Origin of the sequence: Pseudomonas sp. FP597 (genome assembly GCF_030687435.1) — a bacterium.
Lineage (GTDB): Bacteria > Pseudomonadota > Gammaproteobacteria > Pseudomonadales > Pseudomonadaceae > Aquipseudomonas > Aquipseudomonas lactucae.
The window spans coordinates 3,086,908-3,106,779 of the sequence record NZ_CP117432.1 but is presented as its reverse complement, the minus strand read 5'-3'; the positions used below and the strand labels follow the sequence as shown (position 1 = coordinate 3,106,779).

The window sequence follows — 19,872 nt, the reverse complement described above, 5'->3', positions numbered from 1 at the left end:
TTTGGGGAGGGCCTGCACATGACAATTCGCCAACCCTGCCCACCCGGCGCCTGCGTCTGCGAGCGCGAACAGTTACTTGAGGCCTCCGGCGCCGACCTGCGTATCCTCAGCCTCACCCGCCAGGAAGAAAAACGCCTGCTCGAGCGGCTTGAAGACCTCAAGAGCCTGCAAGACCTCGAACGCCTGCAACAACTGATGTACCAGCAATTGGGCATCCGTGTGCATATCGCCCCAGGCCACACAGAGGTCAAGAGCATGCGCGGGATTCAGATCGTCATCGACGACTTACCGGGCATGTGCCGCAAGACCCGGCAATCGATTCCGGCGGCGATTCGCCGAGGCCTGGAGAAACGCCCGGAAATTGCCTATCGCCTGCTGGATGCCCACGACCTGTTTCGCGACGGTTGAATCAACCGGCGACCGTTTCAGCCTCAAACAGACGTCGCCCCACGGCGTTTGCCGTCTGCAGATGCGCCTGTGCCGCGCCGCCTTCGGAGTCCAGCAACAGCTCGGACGTCACTACCCGCGCCCCGCAGTAATCAAAGATGCCGTAGTCGATCTGCGTACGCATTGCCTTGGCATAGCCGTGGCGGTCGAAGGCGCTGTGGTCCGCTGCGCCGAGGGCGAGCAGATGCACCTGCATGTGGCGTAGCTTTTTCACCACCGGGGTATCCGGGCCGTAATCGATCGCCCAGCCATTGACGAATACGCGGTCGATCCATCCCTTGAGCAGGCCCGGCAGTGACCACCAGTAGATGGGAAACGCCAGCACCAGGGCGTCGGCACGGTCGAGGCGCGCTTGTTCGGCCAGAACATCCGCAGGAGGCGTGGCGCGGCTGCGGTGCACCCGGTGGTCGGCAACGCTGTAGCGCGGGTCGAAGCCTTCGGCGGCAAGGTCGGCGATTTCATAAGTGTGGCCGGCCGCACCGAGGCCGGCAGCGACTTGCGCTGCAATGGCGTGAGTGAGGGATTGCGGGTCGTGGTGAGCAACAACAATGAGCGCGTGCATGACATGGACTCCCTTTCGGTTTAGGCTAGGACTAAGTTACGATTAGTAAGTTACTTTTGGTACATAAGCATGTCAAGCAACGAATCCCCTGCCCCGCGTCGTCGTTTGTCCCGTGAAGATCGGCTGCGCCAATTGTTGGAAGTCGCCTGGCAACTGGTGCGCGAGGAAGGCACGGACGCCCTGACCCTGGGCCGCCTGGCGGAACTGGCGGGCGTGACCAAGCCGGTGGTCTACGACCACTTCGTCACTCGTGCCGGGTTGCTGGCTGCGTTGTACGAAGATTTCGATGGGCGCCAGAACCAGGTGTTTGCCGAGGCTATCGATACCAGCAGCGCGACATTGGAAGACCGCGCGTGGGTAATCGCCGCGTCCTATGTCGATTGCGTGTTGTTGCAGGGACGAGAGATTCCGGGGGTGACCGCAGCACTGAGCGGTTCGCCGGAACTGGAAACCCTCAAGCGCAAATACGAGGTGATCTTCCTCGACAAGTGCCGCGACGCGCTGGCGCCCTTCGCGCCCACGGGCACCGTCTCTCAAGCCGGCCTGCGCGCCATGCTGGGCGCGGCGCAAGCCTTGTCACACGCGGCGGCCAACGGCGAAATCAGCCGTGAAGAGGCGCAGCAGGAGCTATTGGCGACGATTCTGGCGATGGTCAATCGTGGGGCTGCGACAACTGCGTAGCCTGCCCCACCGCTATCGCAGCCTCGCTAAAGCTTGGCAGCTTCCACAGGGAGGCTGCAGTGGTTGGCTAGCAGCGCGACCACTCAGCCTTGAGACTGCACAAACAATCGAACCTTGTGCGTCAACTGATCCAAATGCCGGTCCCGCTGTTTCTCCGCGTCGATCATTGCGCGCTTGCCGTGCCTTTGCAGCAGGTAGGTATGGATCTGCCGCACTTCCAGGGAGCTGTAGATCGGCGCCACATCCAGCACGCCCATCAAGCCATCGGTGCCGTAGTCGCGGGTGTTCATCAGCACCTGGGTGCCGCGCGCGCCGCGCACCTGGAAGCCCACGGCCTCGAAAGCCGGAACCTTTTCCACGGCGCAGGCCAATTCGGCATGGGGATAGCGCGCCAGCACGTCCTGCATCATTGCACGCGCCACACCCTGGCGGCGGCGACCGGCTTGCACCGCCATGAACGCGATGCCGCACGCCTCGGGGTCATCCTTCACCGGCAGGCACAGCAAGAAGCCGATGAGCTGGTCGGCCTGCTGCGCATCGGTGGCGACAATCAGCTCGACTGCAATGCCCTTCTCGCCATTCAGCGCTTCCAGGTACAGGTGCACTTCAAAGCCAACCGCATACTGATAGATGCTGTAGAGCAGGTTGCTTGGCGGCAGCGCCACGCTGCTGATGTCGGTGAGGTTGTCCACCACCATTTGCAGGATCTGAGCATTAATGGGCTCGGGGCACGGCGTGGTGTAGCGGGTAAGGCTGAACATGCAAATTCCTGGGGTTTCGCGTCAAGGCAGCGGGGATTGTACCTGTTGCCCGCACACCTCACGCAAGCATCCACGCAGCCAGCGGTGCGCCTGGTCTGCGTCCAGCCGTGGATGCCAGAGCATCGCCACGGTGAAGCCGGGCAACATCAGCGGCAGGTCAAAGCAGTACAGGTCGCGTCGGTCGGCGATGTAGCGCTCGGGCACGCTGGCGATCAGGTCGGTGCCACGGGCCAGGGCAACGGCGGTGGAGAAGCCGGCGACGATGCTGGCTATCTGTCGCGTGAAGCCCAGGCACTCAAGCGCATCGTCGATCTGGCCACGCGCCTGGCCGCGCCGCGAAACGTAGACGTGCTGGCCCTCGGCGAAACGCTGGGCGCTGATCGCGCCCTGGCTGAGGGGATGACCCTTGCGCACCACGCCGATCAGACGGTCGCGAAACAGCGCCTGGGTCAGGATTTCCGGGCTGGCGACGGGGTCGACCACGCCGGTTTCCAGGTCCACCCGGCCATCGCGCAGCCAGGCGCTGTCCGTGTCGGTCTTGTTGATGAAGCGCAAACGTACGCCGGGGGCCTCTCGGGCGATGCGCGCCAGCAGGGACGGGCCGACCTGTTCGACGAACTCTTCGCTGGTACGCAGAGTGAAGGTGCGCTCTACCCGCCCCATCTCCAGGGCTTGCGCCGGGCGCAGTACGCCGTGAGCGTCCTGCACCAGACGGCTGACCTGTTCGCGCAGTGCCACCGCCCGTGGGGTCGGTACCAGGCCGCGCCCGGCGCGTACCAGCAAGGGGTCGCCGGTGGTGTCGCGCAGGCGCGCCAGGGCTCGGCTCATGGCCGAAGGGCTCAGCCCCAGGCGTTTGGCCGCGCCGACGACGCTGCCTTCGGCGAGCAGAACGTCCAGGGTGATCAGCAGATTCAGATCAGGCATCGGTATCTCCTTGGCAGGCGTCTTATGCAGGTATTCAGTGCAACCCATGCGCCTTGCGCCATGTTAGGCCACGCCGTAGCGTTGTGACAGTCGCATTCACCCAAGGAATCCCCCATGCCCTCCTCCCCACGCGGCAGCCTCGTCTGCCTGTCGCTGTCCATGCTGCTGGCGTCCCTCGGCACCAGTATTGCCAATGTCGGCTTGCCCAGCCTGGCGCTGGCGTTCGCCGCGTCCTTTCAGGCGGTGCAGTGGGTGGTGCTGGCCTACCTGCTGGCGATCACGGCGGTGATCGTCAGCGCGGGTAATCTGGGTGATCGCCTGGGCCGTCGTCGGCTGTTGCTCGGCGGGTTGCTGCTGTTCACGCTGGCGTGCGGGCTGTGCGGCAGCGCGCCGTCACTCAATACGCTGATCGCCGCGCGCACCCTGCAAGGTTTGGGCGCTGCAATCATGATGGCCATGACCCTGGGCCTGGTCGCCGATACCGTGACCAAGGAACGCATCGGTCGGGTCATGGGCTTGCTCGGCACGATGTCGGCCGTCGGCACCGCCATGGGCCCCAGCGCGGGCGGCCTGTTGCTCAGCCTATGGGGCTGGCGCGCGTTATTCCTGGCGGGAGTGCCGCTGGGGCTGCTGGCGGTGGTGCTGGCCTGGCGCGCTTTGCCAGCGGATCGACAATACCTGCCGGCAGCCGGCATGGTGAGTCTTTGGTCGCCACTCAAGGACGCATCGCTACGCAAAGGCCTGGCAATGAGCACGTTGGTCGCCGCCGTGATCATGGCCACTTTTGTGGTCGGGCCGTTTTATCTGTCACGCGGCCTGGGCTTGTCGCCTGAATGGATGGGCCTGGCCATGGCCGTCGGCCCGTGTGTCGCCGCACTCACCGGCGTGCCCGCCGGACGCCTCACCGACCGTCTTGGCAGCCAACGCATGACCCGCGCCGGACTGGGCATTCTGCTGTGTGGCGCCCTGCTGCTGTCGCTGGCCTCGGGGTTGATCGTCTATCTGGGCGCGCTGATGGTCCTGACGACGGGATACAGCCTGTTCCAGGCCGCCAATAACACAGCGGTGATGAGTGAGGTCGAGGCGAGCCGGCGCGGCACGGTTTCCGGCCTGCTGAACTTGTCACGCAACCTCGGTCTGATTCTCGGCGCCTCGGCCCTGGGCGCGGTGTTCGCCTGGGTAACCCCCGACGTCATCCACGCCGCGCCGCAATCCGTGGCAAATGGCCTGCACACAACCTTCGCCGCGGCGCTGTGCCTGATCATGCTCGCCAGTGCGCTGGCATGGGGCCATAACCGTGCCGTGAACGGCGCGCAGAACACCCGTTGAGGCAAAAAAACAAAAAAGGCGTTGCGCCAGACCGGGTTACATCGCGCATCATGAGCACTTTCAAGCTCAAGGGTAACGTCCATGCGCGTTCTGTCATTGATGATGGGTCTTACGACGCTGGCCGCCAGTACGGTGTTCTGCGCCAGCGCGATGGCGAATGAAGAAAGTCAGTTGGTACAACAGATCAACCAATACCGCAGCCAGGTGCAACGCTGCGGCGACCAAGGTTCCCAGGAACTGCCCCCCCTGGCCGCCGACACACGCCTGGTGCTGCCGGCCAATAACGTCGGCGATTTGCAGCAGGCCCTGGCCCGCGCGGCATACCCGATGGTGAATGTGCAGGCCATCAGCCTGTCCGGGCCCAGGGATGCCCAGGCGGCAATGAAGGCGGTGCGCGAGAGCTTCTGCCGGGTGGTGCTGGACCCGCAATTCGTCGACATCGGCGTGAGTAACAGCGGCCAGGACTGGCGCATCGTGCTGGCGCGCCCGCTGCTATCGAGCGGCCTGGGCGACTGGCAGACCGAAGGCCGTAAACTGCTCGACCTGATCAATTCCGCCCGCAGTCAACCCCGCCAATGCGGGCCCCAGCAGTTCACCGCGACCACCCCGCTGTCGTGGAACGACACCCTGGCCAGCGCCGCCAACAGCCACACGCGCAACATGGCCAACGGCAATTTCTTCGACCACCTGGACCACGACGGCCGTACCCCCGGCGACCGCGCCGAGTTGGCCGGGTACATCGCGAAGAACATCGGCGAGAACATCGCCGCCGGCCTGGATACCCCACGCAAGGTGGTCGACGGCTGGCTCGCCAGCCCCGGTCATTGCGCCAACCTGATGAGCCCGCAATTTCGCGAACTGGGCGCCGCCTATGCCATGGACCCGAAGAGTGACGCGGGCATCTACTGGACCGGTTTATTCGGCACGCAATGAGCATTGGCCAGGCGCCCGACCTCGCGGCGCCTGGCCTGTTCAATTCAAGGAAGCATCAAATTGCCATCTAGCCGATAATCGCGCTGAACTGGCAGCGTTCAGGCAGGTCTGTAGCTGTGCGCCAGACACAGAAGGCGCACAGTAGAGGCTGGTTAAAGGTGTTCTCCCAATGACGAATTGGCTGCAATGCAGCAGCGACATGGCTGAGCGTGTGCGTCAGCATGATTGGGCGAGTACGCCCCTGGGGCCGCCGGAGCAGTGGCCGGATGTGCTCAAGACCACCGTGGCACTGTGTTTTGCGTCGAGCTTCCCCCAGGCGATTGTCTGGGGCCCGCAGTTGATCACGCTGTACAACGACGCGTTTATCCCGATCCTGGGTAACAAACCCTATGCGCTGGGCCGTCCGTTCAGCGAAATATGGAGTGAGGTGTGGAACGACATCCGCCCCATTTCCGACGCTGCCTTCCAGGGTCACGCCACCTATATCGAAAACTTCCCGCTGGTGATCGAGCGCGGCCAGGCGCGTGAGCAGGCGTACTTCACCTTCTGCTACAGCCCGATCCGCGACCCCCAGGGCAACGTGGTCGGCCTGCTGGATACCGTCACCGAAACCACGGCCACGGTATTCCTCACGCGGCGCCTGGCGGTGCTGGATGCCATCGGTAACGCGGTGATCAATGCCGCCGATGCCGAGGCGGTCATGACCAGCACGACCCGACTGCTGACCGAACACCTGCAAGTGAGCAATTGCGCCTACGCCGACATGGACGCCGACGAAGATGGCTTCACTATTCGCGGCAATTGGACCACGCCGGGGTCGCCGAGCATTATCGGGCGCTACAGCCTGGCCGCGTTTGGCGAGCGCGCCGTCACCTGCCTGCGGGCCGGCGAACCGCTGGTGATCCACGATAACCTGCGCGAACTGCCTGCCGCGGAGTCCGCCAGCTTCCAGGCCCTGGGCGTCAGCGCCACCCTCTGCATGCCGCTGATCAAGAACGGTCGCCTGACCGCCTTGATGGCCGTGCATGACAAATCACCCCGCACCTGGTCGCCCTACGACCTGGCCTTGTTGCGCGAGGTCACCGAGCGCTCCTGGGCGCATATCGAGCGGGTGCGCGCCGATGCCGACGTGCGCCAGGGCCTGGCCGCCTACGCCGAACTGAACAGGACCCTGGAACAGCGCGTGCAAGAGCGCACCGTGGCGCTGGCCCAGGCCGAAGCCGCGCTGCGCCAGTCGCAAAAGCTCGAAGCCATCGGCCAGTTGACCGGAGGCGTGGCCCACGACTTCAACAACCTGCTGACGATCATTCGCTCATCGGTGGATTTTCTGCGCCAGCCGGGTCTGCCGGAAGAACGCCGCCAGCGCTATATGAGCGCGGTGTCCGACACCGTGGAGCGGGCCAGCAAGTTGACCAGCCAACTGCTCGCCTTTGCCCGCCGCCAACCCCTGAACCCCGAAGTTTTCGATGTGGGCCAGCGTGTACAGAATATCGGCGAGATGCTCGAAAGCGTCACCGGGGCGCGTATTCGGGTACTGGTCGAGTTGTCGCCGCACGCCTGCTTCGCACGGGTCGACTCCAGCCAGTTTGAAACCGCACTGATCAACATCGCCCTCAATGCCCGCGACGCGATGGGTGGCCAGGGCACGCTGACGCTGCGGGTTGCCGGCGAGCAGCCGCTGCCCGGCATCCGTGGCGACGCCGGGTCACGCCAGCCGCATATCGCCATCTCCCTGGCCGATACCGGCTCGGGCATTACGCCCGAAACCGCCGAGCGGATTTTCGAGCCGTTCTTTACCACCAAGGCCGTGGGTAAAGGCACGGGCCTGGGCTTGTCTCAGGTGTTCGGGTTTGCCAAGCAATCCGGGGGCAACATCGACGTGGCCAGCACCCTCGGCCAGGGCAGCGTGTTCACCTTGTACCTGCCGCAGGTCGAGGCCCAGACCTGCGCGCAGCACAGCGCCCAGGAAAGCCCCGTCCCGGCCCATGACGCTGCCCAGTGCCATGTATTGATCGTGGAGGACAACCTCGAAGTCGGACGGTTTGCCAGCCAGATCCTGCAAGACCTGGGCTACCAGACCACCTGGGCCACCGATGCCGAGCAGGCACTGACCCTCGCGGGCCAGGACGCCATGGCGTTCGATGTGATTTTCTCGGACGTAGTGATGCCAGGCATCACCGGCGTGGCCATGGCCAGGCAGCTGCGCCAGCGCCGCGCGGATTTACCCGTGGTGCTCACCTCGGGCTACAGTGATGAGCTGGCCGAGAGCGGCTACGAAGGGTTCGAGTTTCTCGCCAAGCCCTACTCTGCCGAGCAGGTCTCGCGGGTGTTGACCAGAGCCATGCTCAAGGACTGAGCGCTCCTCCATAGGTATCTAAATGTGGGAGGGGCTTGATCCAATGCCGACCAGTTAAATGCAGATCCCCTGTGGAAGAGCAGACAGTTTGCCTCTACTCCGCCACCGCAACCTGGTTGCGGCCCTGCGCCTTGGCCCGGTACAGCGCCTTGTCGGCCGTATTCATCAAGCCGTGCAGGTCCTGATCCACCGCATCGGTGAAAGCCACGCCGAGGCTTGCGCTCAGCCCGTGCACCGGGTCGGAGACCAGGCCGGAGATGGCCTTGATCAGTTGTTCCGCAATTTCTCGCGCGGTTTCCAGCGTAGTGTTGGGCAACAGGACGGCAAACTCCTCGCCCCCCAATCGCCCATACACGTCAGCCTTACGAAACGATGCGCTGATCACCCCGCCAATCTGGCGCAACACTTGGTCGCCGGCCTGATGGCCGTAGGTGTCGTTGATCTGCTTGAAATGGTCCATGTCCATCATCAATGCACACAGCGGTTGCTGGTGATGGCGGCACTGTGCGTATAACAGCTGGGCATGTTCGAAAAACGCGCGGCGATTCATCAGGCCGGTCAGCTCGTCGGTTTGTGCGGCATGGGTCGAGATGTTGTGGGCATGTTCCATTTGCCGGGTCAGGCGAAAGGCTTTTTCCAGGGCATCGGACAATTTGCGGGTAGCGCTGACCACAAAGGTGCTGAACACCAATACCGCAATTGCCACCCCCACCTGCATCGGCGATGGCTGGAACAGCAACCATAGCGTACAGGGCAGCAATACCAGGGCGATGGACGCCAGCGTCATGCAGCGATAGGCCGAATAACACGAGACCGCGCTCACCGACATGCCCACGGTGAACAACATCACCAGTACCTGGGATAAACGGTCATCGGTGGGCATCACCGCAAACGCACCAAGGCCCCAGATACCCGCCGAGAGCGTCAGCGTGATCCAGTAGCGGCGCTCCCAGCGGTCGGGGGTACGTTCGCTGTTCGGGCAGCGAAACCAGTCCACGAACATCTTGATCCGCAGCAGCGAAGACGCCGCCAGCAGCACCAGCCAGACCAGCATGACGCTGTGTTCGAAGCGATCCCAGCACAGCCAACACAGCATGGCGGCGGCCATGTAACTGCCGAAAATGGCCGCAAACGACTGCCGGAACAGCTGGTGCAGACGGTCGGTCCGCACCTGCTCTTCTATAAAGCAATCCTGGTCCTGCTCACGCCCAAGGCCATTCATGAAATCCGCCTGATCCGACTGCCACGACAAAGGCGCCATTGTGGCACCCTGCCAGCACCGTGGACAACCGAATCCCTCATGGTAGAGCCGTTAACGCGCTTCGGGTCGCAGAATCAGCACCCCCAACGGCGGCAAATTCAGCGACAACGACACCGGCTGACCGTGGCGCGGCTCATCCTGGGTGAACACTTCACCACCGTTGCCGAAATTGGAGCCGGCATAGGTGTCTGCGTCACTGTTGATCACCTCGCTCCAGCGCCCGGCAAACGGCACCCCCACGGCGTAGGCTTCACGCGGTACCGGGGTGAAGTTGGCCACCACCAGCACCGGTTTGCCGTCCTTGCTCCAGCGCAGCCAGGCGTAGACGCTGTTGATCGCGTCATCGCCGATCAGCCACTGGAAGCCCTGGGGCGCGTCGTCCTGTTCGTGCAACGCGGGTTCTTCGCGGTAGAGCCGATTCAGGTCGCCCACCAGTTTTTGCACACCCTGGTGCTCCTGGTACTGCAACAGGTACCAGTCCAGTTGCTGGTCGTGATTCCATTCGCGCCACTGGCCGAACTCGCAGCCCATGAACAGCAGCTTTTTGCCGGGATGCATCCACATGAACGTCAGATAGGCACGCAGGTTGGCAAACTTCTGCCAACGGTCGCCGGGCATCTTGTCGATCAGCGAATGCTTGCCGTGCACCACTTCATCGTGGGAAATCGGCAGGATAAAACGCTCGGACCAGGCATACACCAGGCCGAAGCTCAGCTCGTTATGGTGATGAGCGCGGTAAACAGGGTCTTGCTGGATGTAGTGCAACGAATCGTGCATCCAGCCCATGTTCCATTTGTAGTTGAACCCCAGGCCGCCCTGTTGGGTGGGCTGGCTGACGCCCGGCCAGGCGGTGGACTCTTCGGCGATCACCAATGCACCCGGCGCTTCCAGGGCCACCACGTCATTGAGGTGGCGCAGGAAATCGATGGCTTCCAGGTTCTCGCGCCCGCCGTGGCGGTTGGGCACCCATTCGCCGGCCTTGCGCGAATAGTCGCGGTACAGCATCGAGGCCACTGCATCCACGCGCAGGCCGTCGACATGGAAATGCTTGAGCCAGTGCAACGCCGAGGCCAGCATGAAGCCGTGCACTTCGGTGCGGCCCAGGTTGTAGATCAGGGTGTCCCAGTCCTGATGGAAGCCTTCCAGCGGGTTGGCGTATTCGTACAGCGCAGTGCCGTCGAACTGCGCCAGGCCGTGGGTATCGGTGGGGAAATGCGCCGGTACCCAGTCAAGGATCACGCCGATATCGGCCTGATGGCAGGCGTTAACGAAGTAGGCGAAATCTTCCGGCGAGCCAAAGCGCGCGCTGGGAGCGAACTGCGACAAGGCTTGATAGCCCCACGAGCCACCAAACGGGTGCTCCATGATCGGCATCAATTCGATATGGGTGAAGCCCAATTGCTGCACATAGGGAATCAGCCGCTCGGCCAGTTCGCGCCAGCCATAGTGGCGAGCGACCTCGCCGGCCTCGTCCAGCTCGCATTGCCAGGAGCCGACGTGCAATTCATAGATCGACAGCGGTGCCGTCGATTTCTGCTTATCGCCGCGTGATTGCATCCATTCGTGGTCCTGCCAGTCGACCTGCAGCGGCGCGGCGACTTTCGAGGCGGTGTCCGGCGGCAGCTGGGTAGCCAGTGCCATCGGGTCGGCCTTGAGTGGCAGAATCCCGTGGGCGCCGAGTATTTCGTACTTGTACGCCGCGCCCGGTTGCAGGCGCGGGATAAAGATTTCCCACACCCCCGAAGGGTGGCGCAAGCGCATCGGATGTCGGCGACCGTCCCAGATATTGAAGTCGCCCACCACCGACACACGCCGCGCGTTCGGCGCCCATACCGCAAAACGTACGCCTTGCACGCCGTCGACGCTGGTCACCTGCGCGCCCAGGCAACTGCCCAAGTCGCGGTGATTGCCTTCGGCAAACAGGTACAGGTCCATCTCGCCCAGTAACAGCTGGCTGAAACTGTAGGGGTCTTCGGTGATTTGCTCGCCGCCGGCCCACTGGATCTTCAGCAAATACGCCTGACGCGTACTGAAATGCCCGACAAACAAGCCCGGTACCGGGGTCGCCTCCAGGCTGCCGAAAGGCTCGCCGCTGTCGCGCTCCAGTACCTGGACACTCAAGGCTTCCGGCAGGAACGCGCGGATGAACTGCCCGCCCTGCTCGTCGTCGTGCGGCCCGAGGATTGAAAACGGGTCGTGGTGCTCGGCGCGCACCAGCGCTTCGACGTCCTTGGACGCCGGCATTGCAGTCAACTTGGGCTGCAGCGGTTCTTTATGCGTAAAACTCATGACGTCTCCCCACCGCGTGCATGCTTGGATTTAGGTAACAGTTCGCTCAACAGGCCGTGCAAGCCCTGCAAAGGCACCGGCAACCAGGTCGGGCGGTTCTCCGCCTCGTAGGCCACTTCGTACGCGGCCTTCTCCAGGCTGAACAACGTCAGCGCAGCGTCCTGGCCCTTGGCATCCTGCCAGTCATGCGCCAGTGTAGACGCAGCGGCTTGATAAGCCTGGATAAATGCTCGGCGTGCTTCATTCAGGTAGCGATCGGTCACGCGCTTGCGCGCGGCATCCGCTTGCGGCGACTGATCCACTGCCTGCACATTCAGGGCCATGGCCGCTGCGTAATCAAATGAGCGCAATACGCCGCTCACGTCCTTATAGGGGCTGTGCTTGCCGCGCCGTTCATGCAGCGGCCGCGCGGGTTCGCCTTCAAAATCGATCAGGTAGGCATCGCCTTTCACCACCAGGACCTGGCCCAGGTGCAAGTCCCCATGAACGCGGATGCGCAAGCCGCCCAGCGTGGCCTTCGCCAACGCCTGGACGTGAGCACCGATGGCTTTTTTCTGCGCCAACAATTCACTGACCAGCGCCTGATCCGCCGGGTTCAATTGGTTTTGATGCTGCTTGAGCAATTGCAGTGCGCGGTCGATCTGCGCGCCCACATCCTTGGCCCAGGCCTGGGTGTCCTTGGTGGTGGTGACTTGCGGCTCAAAGGCTTTGTCGGTGGTAGGCGCGCCCAGCACACCGTGCATTTCACCCAGGCGCTGGCCGAGCAAGCCGGCAAAGTCGGCCAGCTCGCCGAGGGCGTTGTAGTGCTGCTCCTGCTCGGAGATGGCTTCGGCCAGTTCGTCGCGAATGGCGCGTTCGAGGTTGTTCTGGGTCCAGCTCCACGCGTCGCCCTGGTTGCTGAGGTAGCCCTGGGCAATCATCAGCAGGTTGTCCTCGCCCTTGCCGTCGCGGCGAATCACCGCGCCCATCAACGGCGAGATATTCGGGTAATCGGCGGCGGTCAGGTAGGCACTCATCTCAAGCTCCGGATGCACGCCGGCACTGACTTTGCGGATCAACTTGAGCACCAGGCTTTCGCCCACCACCACCGAACTGTTGGACTGCTCGGCCGACAAATAGCGCACGGGCGTCTCGTCGCTCAGTTGCAGCTTGGCCAGATGGGGCGTAGCTTCAAAACGCAGGTCGCCGTCGCTGGAGTTCAATACCGTGCCGGCTTGCAGGCCCTGGATCACTGCACGAACGAAGTGCTCCAGGCTGAAGGCGTCGGTCACCAGCCCGACCTGGCGGGTACGCCGCACGCGGGCCAGGGCCAATTGCTGGGGCAAGGCGCTGGTGAACTGGTCTTCAGCCAGGAAGCCGAACGGCAACTGATAACGACTGACCTGCCCGGCAGCGCTCACCTCCAGCTCGCTGAGCAAGACCGGATGCTGCGGGTCGCCAAACCGTACGCCGTAGACAATCCGCACGCTGTCGATGGCCGTGTCCTTACCGGCAAACCAGCGCCGCTTGGGCAGCCAGGCCGGCAACGACGTGTGCTCCAGGGTGGTGCGGCAAGGTTCTTCGAGCAATTCTTCCATGCGTTTTTTCAATACCAATGTGGTGAAGTCGGGAATGCTTTGCGCCGGTTCCACATGCCAGCTGGGCATCTGGTTTTCCGCCGCCAACACAAACCAGTAGAAGCCGTACGGTGCCAGGGTCAGCAAAAAATTCAGCTGGCCAATGGGTGGGAAGGCATTGCCGCCGAGCATCTCCACCGGCACCATGCCGGCAAACGCCGACAGGTCCAGCTCGGCCGCCTGGGCACTGCGTGACACGTTGGCCACGCACAGGATGATCTCGGTGTGCCCGTCCTCGCCGGTGTACTCGCGGGTGTAGGCCAGGATGCGACGGTTGGTCGGCGAGAGCATCTTCAAGCTGCCCCTGCCGAATGCCTTGGATTGCTTGCGCACCGCGAGCATCCGCCGGTTCCAGTTGAGCAACGAGTGCGGGTCCTGGGTCTGGGTCTCGACGTTGACCGACTGGTAACCGTAGAGCGGGTCCATGATCGGCGGCAGCACCAGGCTGGCCGGATCGGCACGGGAAAAGCCGCCGTTGCGGTCGATCGACCACTGCATCGGTGTGCGCACGCCGTCGCGGTCGCCCAGGTAGATGTTGTCGCCCATGCCGATCTCATCGCCGTAATACAGGGTCGGCGTGCCCGGCATCGACAGCAGCAAGCTATTGAGCAGTTCCACGCGGCGGCGGTCGCGCTCCAGCAACGGCGCCAGGCGTCGGCGAATCCCCAGGTTGATGCGCGCACGGCGGTCAGCGGCGTAGTAATTCCACAGGTAGTCGCGCTCTTTGTCGGTGACCATCTCCAGGGTCAGTTCATCGTGGTTGCGCAGGAAGATCGCCCACTGGCAGTTGGCGGGGATTTCCGGGGTCTGGCGCAAGATGTCGGTGATCGGGAAGCGATCTTCCTGGGCCAGCGCCATGTACATGCGCGGCATCAACGGGAAGTGGAAGGCCATGTGACATTCGTCACCGTCATCGCCCTTGCGGTCACCGAAGTACATTTGCGTGTCTTCCGGCCATTGGTTGGCCTCGGCGAGCAGCATGCGGTCCGGGTAGTTGGCGTCGATCTCGGCACGAATCTGTTTGAGCACATCGTGGGTTTCGGGGAGGTTTTCGTTGTGGGTGCCGTCGCGCTCGATCAGGTAAGGGATCGCGTCCAGGCGCAGGCCGTCAATGCCCATGTCCAACCAGTAGCGCATCACCGACAGCACGGCCTTCATGACTTGCGGGTTATCGAAATTGAGATCGGGCTGGTGGGAGTAGAAACGGTGCCAGAAGTATTGACCGGCGACCGGGTCCCAGGTCCAGTTGGATTTTTCGGTGTCGAGGAAAATGATGCGGGTGCCGTCGTATTTCTGGTCGTCATCGGACCACACATAGAAGTCCCGTGCCGCCGAACCGGGCTTGGCCTTGCGCGCACGCTGGAACCAGGGGTGTTCGTCGGAGGTGTGATTGATGACCAGCTCGGTGATCACCCGCAGCCCGCGCTTGTGGGCTTCGGCGATAAAGCGCTTGGCGTCGGCCAGGGTCCCATAGTCGCTATGTACGCCGCGGTATTCGGCGATGTCGTAGCCGTCATCGCGGCGTGGCGACGGGTAGAACGGCAACAGCCAGATGGTGTTCACACCCAGGTCGGCGATGTAGTCGAGCTTGGCGATCAACCCGGGAAAGTCGCCAATGCCGTCATTGTTGGAGTCGAAAAAGGATTTGACGTGAACCTGGTAGATCACCGCGTCCTTGTACCAGAGCGGATCTTTGATAAAGGTGGCAGCCTTGGGTTTCTTCGCCATTGGAAACTCCTGAAACACTCAAATTCTTACAGACTGAACTCGGTCAATATGGGAGGGGGCTTGCTGTGGTGAGTGGGGCTTGTCCCCCGACGGATTCACCACAAATCTGGTGGGGCGGCTTCGCAGCCCAGCGCGGGGCAAGCCCGCTCACCACAGTAAGCTCCTCCCACAGTTGATCTGCGCAAGACTCAGGCAACAGTGATGCGCCAAATCCCAAACGGCATCTGCGGCTCCAGCCGCGTCCACTGGGTCTTGCCGTACCAGGTCCAGCGGTGGCCGTTCATCAGGTCTTCACCCTGGGTCTGGGCATCGTCCGGCAGGCCCATCTCCCACAGCGGCAGTTCAAAGTGCGCTTCCTGGGCGTTGAACGGGTCGAGGTTGACCGCGACCAGGATGAAATTGCTGCCGTCCTCGCTGCGCTTGCCGAAATACAGGATGTTGTCGTTCCAGGCGTTGTAGAGCTTGAGCCCCAGGTGCGTCTGCAATGCCGGGTTCTGCCGGCGGATGCGGTTGAGCTGGGCGATCTCGGCAATGATGTTGCCCGGCGCCGTGAAGTCCCGAGGGCGGATCTCGTATTTCTCCGAATCCAGGTACTCCTCTTTGCCCGGCACCGGCGCGGCTTCGCACAACTCGAACCCTGAATACATGCCCCATAGGCCCGAGCCCATGGTGGCCAGCGCGGCGCGGATCAAAAATCCCGCGCGGCCGGATTGGTGCAGGAAGCCGGGATTGATGTCCGGCGTATTGACGAAGAAGTTCGGTCGGTAGCACTCCCGCCAAGGCGGCTGGTTCAACTGGGTGAAATATTCGCTCAGCTCGGCCTTGGTATTGCGCCAGGTGAAGTAGGTGTAGCTCTGCGAATAACCGACCTTGCCCAGGCGCGCCATCATCGCCGGCGTGGTGAAGGCCTCGGCGAGAAAGATCACCTCCGGGTACTTGGCACGCACATCGCTGATCAGCCATTGCCAGAACGGCAGCGGCTTGGTGTGGGGGTTGTCGACGCGAAAGGTCTTCACACCCTCTTCCACCCAGCCCACCACGACGTCGCGCAGTTCGGTCCACAGACTCGGAATGGCGTCAGCGGCATAAAAATCGACGTTGACGATGTCCTGATACTTCTTGGGCGGGTTCTCTGCGTACTTGATCGTGCCGTCCGGGCGCCAGTTGAACCAGCCGGGGTGCTGTTTGAGCCACGGATGGTCCTGGGAGCACTGGATGGCGAAATCCAGGGCGATTTCCAGGCCATGATCGGCGGCGGCCTTGACCAGCCGACGGAAGTCTTCGCGGCTGCCCAATTGCGGATGGATCGCCTCGTGACCGCCCTCCTCGCTGCCAATCGCGTAGGGGCTGCCGGGATCGTCGGGGCCAGCGGTCAGCGAGTTGTTCTTGCCCTTGCGGTGGCTGCGGCCGATGGGATGAATCGGCGGGAAGTACAACACGTCAAAGCCCATGTCATGGATCATCGGCAGGCGGGCATGCACATCGTTGAAGGTGCCATGGCGGGCGGGATCGTCGGTGATCGAGCGGGGAAACAGCTCGTACCAGCTGGCGAATTGGGCGCGCTCGCGTTCAACGTCAATCGGGTACACCGTGCTGACGCTCAAGTAGGCACGGTGGTCGGCCTGGGTCATCAAGTGTGCACTGTCTTCGTGCAGGAACAGCGCGACCTGCTCGGTTTCCAGCAGGCCGGAGAGTTCGTGGTGCAACAGCATCAGGCGGTCGCGCAGCTCGTTGTCACTGCGCTCGGCGGCCTGCAATACCAGGCTGCGCCCCTCCTGCAATTCCAGGCTGACCGGCACGCCGGCCTCGTGCTTCTTGCGCAGCTCGTAGCAGAAGCTGGCGAAGGTATCGATCCAGGCTTCGATGCAATATTCGTGAGGGCCCTGGACGGTGACGGTAAACGCTCCCTCCCAGCCGTTGTTGCCCACGTCGCTCATCACCACGCTGTGCCAGCTTTCGTCCTGCAGCGGGCGCCAGCGGATGAGCACGGCGAGCTTGTCATGACCATCGGCGAACACCTTGCTGGTGACGTTGACCCGCTGGCCAACCACGGCCTTGACGGCAAACTCACCGCCGTCGATCACCGGCATGGTGCTTTCGATCGCAATCCTGGGCAGCAACAGCGCCTGGGACAACGACAACAAGGAATCTTCTGGAACCTGTGTTTCAGCGGTCATCGAGCATCTTCCCCTTACGCCCCGTGGACGCTCTTTGCTTGATTCGAATTCATCAGCCAGCCGCGATCTCCCTGAACGGGCCGCTATAGGTCCGAGCCTGGGCCGTTGCCAAAAGTTCAGATGGATCTACCGCCATTGAGCGGGAATCAAATCTTCCCCACGGTTGTCCACCGCTAGAGCAAAGCACAAAGGAGGCCACACCGATGACTATCCCGATCCCGGCAGAAACGCCGGACCCGAATATCGACAACCCGACCCTGCCGCCGACCGAGCCTGAGCCGGTTCCGGAGAAAGAGCCGCCGGAAAACGTGCCGCCGCCGATGGAGGAGCCGCCAACGACCATGCCGCCAGTGATTGTCAGTCCTTCTCCAGCCGTTTGACGATCATTGGCATGACGCTGAACACCGCCAGCGCCAACAAGGTACTGAGCACCGCCGTCGATTCGCGCCCCAACCCCGCGGCTACGCCGATGGCGGCGGTCATCCATAGTCCGGCGGCGGTGGTCAGGCCTTTGACGTGCTGCCCCTCCTCGTCTTCCTTGCCTTTAAGAATGGTGCCGGCACCGAGAAAGCCGATCCCGGCGATCACTCCCTGTACGACCCGGCTCATGGCGTCGGCCTGGTTACCCGACATCTGCGGCACCATCACAAACAACGCGGCGCCCATGGCGACCAGCATATGCGTGCGTACCCCCGCAGCCTTGCCCTTGTGCTCGCGCTCGAACCCAAGAATGCCACCCAGCATCGCGGCCATCAGCAGGCGTACGGTGATTTGCGTAAGCTGGCGGGCGTCGCCAAGGTCGGCGAATTCGGCCTGCAGGGTCAGCCACACTTCATGCCACCAAGCGTCCATGAGCATTGTCCTTTGTCATTGTGGTTAAAGCATGGACAACCGCGACCGCCAGTCAGTTGCCTGGAACCGCCACACATCGCTGACCCCTAAACCCTCATAGCCTAAAAAAGGAGAACGGCATGCCTATACGTATCGAAAACCAGCTGTGCTACTTCACGCTCGACGACAACGGCCAGGAACAGAGCGTGCCGGCGACCCGGGTCAATATCGCGACCGACACCGAAAAATCCATGTCCTACGTGGAATTGGCGGCCGAGCGGATCTATATCACTGAAGCCGAGGCCGACGCCCTGACGGTCGCAGGGGCCCACGATGGTCGCCAACATGTGAAGGCCGAAGAACCTGGTTCGTTGATTTAATTGATCTGTATCAGCACATCCGCGATAACGCTGCACCCCATTCGCCATGAGGTGCAGCACATTGTCGCAGCGTCCCGCCATCGCCCCATCTGATCCGCTTTTTATCGCCATGCCTGAGCCTGTTATGCAAACAGAGCCACGCGCATAGTTCATCTGCCTGATGGAGGCTGATGAGCGAACGACCATGAGCGAACGAATCCCAACCGTGGACACTTTTGAGCCCCTGCACCCAAAGAAGGTGAAGGCCAAATCCAGCGATAACCTGATCCATACCCGCAGCTTCACCGGCCTGTACCGCACCTTGCGCGTGGCCGGTGCCGCGCTGCTGTTCCTGCTGTTTTTCGGCACCGTGTGGCTGGACTGGGGCGGCCGCCAAGCCGTGCTGTGGGACCTGGCCGACAGCAAATTCCACATCTTTGGCGCGACCTTCTGGCCGCAGGATTTCATTCTGCTATCAGCGCTGCTGATCATCTGCGCCTTCGGCCTGTTTGCGATCACGGTGTTTGCCGGCCGAGTCTGGTGCGGTTACACCTGCCCGCAGAGCTCATTCACCTGGTTGTTCATGTGGTGCGAGAAAGTCACCGAAGGCGAGCGCAACCAGCGCATCAAGCTGCAAGCGGCGCCCTGGAGCCTGAACAAGCTGGCAAGGCGCTCGGCCAAACACACCTTATGGCTGGGTATCAGCGTGTTGACTGGGCTGACCTTTGTCGGTTACTTCACACCGATTCGCCCGCTGGCCGCCGAGTTGCTGACCTGGCAAATGGGCGGCGTCAGCCTGTTCTGGGTGCTGTTTTTCACGGCGGCCACCTATATCAACGCCGGCTGGCTGCGTGAAGCGGTGTGCATGCATATGTGCCCGTATGCACGCTTCCAAAGCGTGATGTTCGACAAAGACACCCTGACCATTTCCTACGACAGCGCCCGTGGCGAGCGCCGTGGCCCGCGCAAACGTGACGTCAGACCGGCCGAGGTCGGCCTGGGCGATTGCGTCGACTGCCAGCTGTGCGTGCAGGTGTGCCCCACCGGCATCGACATCCGCGACGGCCTGCAAATGGAATGCATCGGCTGCGCGGCGTGCATCGACGCCTGTGATTCGATCATGGACAAGATGGGCTACGCCCGTGGTCTGGTGAGCTATACCAGCGAGCATCAAATGCAAGGCGGCAAGACCCACCTGCTACGACCCCGCCTGATCGGCTACAGTGCCGTGCTGCTGGTGATGATCGCCGCGCTGGTGGTGGCACTGGTCGAGCGGCCAATGGTGTCGCTGGACGTGACCAAGGACCGGGGCATGTTCCGTGAGAACGCCCAGGGCCTGATCGAGAACATCTACAGCCTCAAGGTCATCAACAAGACCCAGCAACGCCAGGACTACCGGGTGCAACTGGTAGAAGGCACGGGCTTCCAGCTGCAAGGCAAGACCGAACTCAGCCTGGCGCCGGGGGAAATCGTGGATGTGCCGGTGTCGGTGGCGTTGCTGGCGGATACGCCGGCGAGCAGTTCGCAGACCCTGCGGTTCAAGGTGACGGATGTGGACGAACCGTGGATCTACCAGGAAGCTGACAGCCGTTTTGTCGCCCCACTGAATCGCTGAAAT

Annotated in this window: 16 protein-coding genes; 8 read left to right on the top strand and 8 right to left on the bottom strand. The window is 62.6% G+C overall.

Annotated elements, in window-relative coordinates; genetic code table 11:
- The first annotated feature begins 18 nt into the window (after window positions 1–18).
- The gene (locus PSH66_RS14425) at window positions 19–408 is read left to right on the top strand and encodes a hypothetical protein (RefSeq protein ID WP_141063855.1); all 390 of its coding nucleotides are present in this window, start codon (window positions 19–21) and stop codon (window positions 406–408) included.
- 1 nt (window position 409) lies between these two features.
- On the opposite strand, the gene PSH66_RS14420 is transcribed toward PSH66_RS14425, so the two are convergent.
- Complete coding sequence (locus tag PSH66_RS14420) at window positions 410–1,009, bottom strand: NAD(P)H-dependent oxidoreductase (RefSeq protein ID WP_305429470.1); 600 nt, start codon at window positions 1,007–1,009, stop codon at window positions 410–412.
- A 69-nt stretch (window positions 1,010–1,078) separates the two neighbouring features.
- Between PSH66_RS14420 and PSH66_RS14415 the strand changes: the two genes are divergently transcribed.
- A complete protein-coding gene (locus PSH66_RS14415; RefSeq protein WP_305429469.1) occupies window positions 1,079–1,690 on the top strand; it encodes a TetR/AcrR family transcriptional regulator in 612 nt (203 codons plus the stop codon).
- Between the two features lie 83 nt (window positions 1,691–1,773).
- Here PSH66_RS14415 and PSH66_RS14410 read toward each other — a convergent pair whose 3' ends face one another.
- Together PSH66_RS14410 and PSH66_RS14405 are read right to left on the bottom strand one after the other, a co-directional pair.
- The gene (locus PSH66_RS14410; RefSeq protein WP_305429468.1) at window positions 1,774–2,451 is read right to left on the bottom strand and encodes a GNAT family N-acetyltransferase; all 678 of its coding nucleotides are present in this window, start codon (window positions 2,449–2,451) and stop codon (window positions 1,774–1,776) included.
- 21 nt (window positions 2,452–2,472) lie between these two features.
- Window positions 2,473–3,375, bottom strand: coding sequence for a LysR family transcriptional regulator (locus tag PSH66_RS14405; protein ID WP_305429466.1), 903 nt, complete (start codon window positions 3,373–3,375; stop codon window positions 2,473–2,475).
- 114 nt (window positions 3,376–3,489) lie between these two features.
- Between PSH66_RS14405 and PSH66_RS14400 the strand changes: the two genes are divergently transcribed.
- The 3 genes from PSH66_RS14400 (at window position 3,490) to PSH66_RS14390 (ending at window position 7,993) form a co-directional block, all read left to right on the top strand.
- Window positions 3,490–4,704, top strand: a complete 1,215-nt coding sequence (locus tag PSH66_RS14400; protein WP_305429465.1) for an MFS transporter — start codon at window positions 3,490–3,492, stop codon at window positions 4,702–4,704.
- Window positions 4,705–4,785: 81 nt separating this feature from the next.
- A complete protein-coding gene (locus tag PSH66_RS14395; RefSeq protein ID WP_003173697.1) occupies window positions 4,786–5,637 on the top strand; it encodes a CAP domain-containing protein in 852 nt (283 codons plus the stop codon).
- 169 nt (window positions 5,638–5,806) lie between these two features.
- Window positions 5,807–7,993 (top strand): GAF domain-containing protein, encoded by a 2,187-nt coding sequence (locus PSH66_RS14390; RefSeq protein WP_305429463.1) that lies wholly within the window; start codon window positions 5,807–5,809, stop codon window positions 7,991–7,993.
- Window positions 7,994–8,087: 94 nt separating this feature from the next.
- On the opposite strand, the gene PSH66_RS14385 is transcribed toward PSH66_RS14390, so the two are convergent.
- The 4 genes from PSH66_RS14385 to PSH66_RS14370 all read right to left on the bottom strand — a co-directional run bounded on the left by PSH66_RS14385 (window position 8,088) and on the right by PSH66_RS14370 (window position 17,064).
- Entirely contained in the window at window positions 8,088–9,254 is a 1,167-nt protein-coding gene (locus tag PSH66_RS14385; RefSeq protein WP_305429461.1) for a GGDEF domain-containing protein, read from the bottom strand.
- 51 nt (window positions 9,255–9,305) lie between these two features.
- On the bottom strand, window positions 9,306–11,543 hold the full coding sequence (gene glgB / locus PSH66_RS14380) for a 1,4-alpha-glucan branching protein GlgB (protein ID WP_003173693.1): 2,238 nt from the start codon (window positions 11,541–11,543) through the stop codon (window positions 9,306–9,308).
- Window positions 11,540–14,887, bottom strand: coding sequence for a maltose alpha-D-glucosyltransferase (treS, locus tag PSH66_RS14375; protein WP_305429460.1), 3,348 nt, complete (start codon window positions 14,885–14,887; stop codon window positions 11,540–11,542). The genes glgB and treS overlap by 4 nt, the downstream gene beginning before the upstream one ends.
- Window positions 14,888–15,075: 188 nt before the next feature.
- Window positions 15,076–17,064 (bottom strand): alpha-1,4-glucan--maltose-1-phosphate maltosyltransferase, encoded by a 1,989-nt coding sequence (locus tag PSH66_RS14370; protein ID WP_305429458.1) that lies wholly within the window; start codon window positions 17,062–17,064, stop codon window positions 15,076–15,078.
- A 203-nt stretch (window positions 17,065–17,267) separates the two neighbouring features.
- Between PSH66_RS14370 and PSH66_RS14365 the strand changes: the two genes are divergently transcribed.
- Window positions 17,268–17,444, top strand: a complete 177-nt coding sequence (locus PSH66_RS14365; protein WP_003173690.1) for a hypothetical protein — start codon at window positions 17,268–17,270, stop codon at window positions 17,442–17,444.
- Here the strand turns inward: PSH66_RS14365 and PSH66_RS14360 are convergent.
- Window positions 17,422–17,916 (bottom strand): MgtC/SapB family protein, encoded by a 495-nt coding sequence (locus PSH66_RS14360; protein WP_003173689.1) that lies wholly within the window; start codon window positions 17,914–17,916, stop codon window positions 17,422–17,424. The genes PSH66_RS14365 and PSH66_RS14360 overlap by 23 nt on opposite strands.
- A gap of 119 nt (window positions 17,917–18,035) precedes the next feature.
- Here PSH66_RS14360 and PSH66_RS14355 point away from each other — a divergent pair, with 119 nt between their 5' ends.
- Together PSH66_RS14355 and ccoG are read left to right on the top strand one after the other, a co-directional pair.
- Complete coding sequence (locus tag PSH66_RS14355; protein WP_078824462.1) at window positions 18,036–18,275, top strand: DUF3203 family protein; 240 nt, start codon at window positions 18,036–18,038, stop codon at window positions 18,273–18,275.
- Window positions 18,276–18,459: 184 nt separating this feature from the next.
- Window positions 18,460–19,869: a cytochrome c oxidase accessory protein CcoG gene (ccoG, locus tag PSH66_RS14350; RefSeq protein WP_305429456.1), complete on the top strand. Its 1,410-nt coding sequence runs from the start codon at window positions 18,460–18,462 to the stop codon at window positions 19,867–19,869.
- The last annotated feature ends 3 nt before the right edge of the window (window positions 19,870–19,872 follow it).

Excerpts from the sequence above, each read along its gene's own strand:
- PSH66_RS14425 (WP_141063855.1), top strand. The coding sequence starts at position 19 with ATGACAATTCGCCAACCCTGCCCACCCGGCGCCTGCGTCTGCGAGCGC.
- PSH66_RS14420 (WP_305429470.1), bottom strand. The coding sequence starts at position 1,009 with ATGCACGCGCTCATTGTTGTTGCTCACCACGACCCGCAATCCCTCACT.
- PSH66_RS14415 (WP_305429469.1), top strand. The coding sequence starts at position 1,079 with ATGTCAAGCAACGAATCCCCTGCCCCGCGTCGTCGTTTGTCCCGTGAA.
- PSH66_RS14410 (WP_305429468.1), bottom strand. The coding sequence starts at position 2,451 with ATGTTCAGCCTTACCCGCTACACCACGCCGTGCCCCGAGCCCATTAAT.
- PSH66_RS14405 (WP_305429466.1), bottom strand. The coding sequence starts at position 3,375 with ATGCCTGATCTGAATCTGCTGATCACCCTGGACGTTCTGCTCGCCGAA.
- PSH66_RS14400 (WP_305429465.1), top strand. The coding sequence starts at position 3,490 with ATGCCCTCCTCCCCACGCGGCAGCCTCGTCTGCCTGTCGCTGTCCATG.
- PSH66_RS14395 (WP_003173697.1), top strand. The coding sequence starts at position 4,786 with ATGCGCGTTCTGTCATTGATGATGGGTCTTACGACGCTGGCCGCCAGT.
- PSH66_RS14390 (WP_305429463.1), top strand. The coding sequence starts at position 5,807 with ATGACGAATTGGCTGCAATGCAGCAGCGACATGGCTGAGCGTGTGCGT.
- PSH66_RS14385 (WP_305429461.1), bottom strand. The coding sequence starts at position 9,254 with ATGGCGCCTTTGTCGTGGCAGTCGGATCAGGCGGATTTCATGAATGGC.
- glgB (WP_003173693.1), bottom strand. The coding sequence starts at position 11,543 with ATGAGTTTTACGCATAAAGAACCGCTGCAGCCCAAGTTGACTGCAATG.
- treS (WP_305429460.1), bottom strand. The coding sequence starts at position 14,887 with ATGGCGAAGAAACCCAAGGCTGCCACCTTTATCAAAGATCCGCTCTGG.
- PSH66_RS14370 (WP_305429458.1), bottom strand. The coding sequence starts at position 17,064 with ATGACCGCTGAAACACAGGTTCCAGAAGATTCCTTGTTGTCGTTGTCC.
- PSH66_RS14365 (WP_003173690.1), top strand. The coding sequence starts at position 17,268 with ATGACTATCCCGATCCCGGCAGAAACGCCGGACCCGAATATCGACAAC.
- PSH66_RS14360 (WP_003173689.1), bottom strand. The coding sequence starts at position 17,916 with ATGGACGCTTGGTGGCATGAAGTGTGGCTGACCCTGCAGGCCGAATTC.
- PSH66_RS14355 (WP_078824462.1), top strand. The coding sequence starts at position 18,036 with ATGCCTATACGTATCGAAAACCAGCTGTGCTACTTCACGCTCGACGAC.
- ccoG (WP_305429456.1), top strand. The coding sequence starts at position 18,460 with ATGAGCGAACGAATCCCAACCGTGGACACTTTTGAGCCCCTGCACCCA.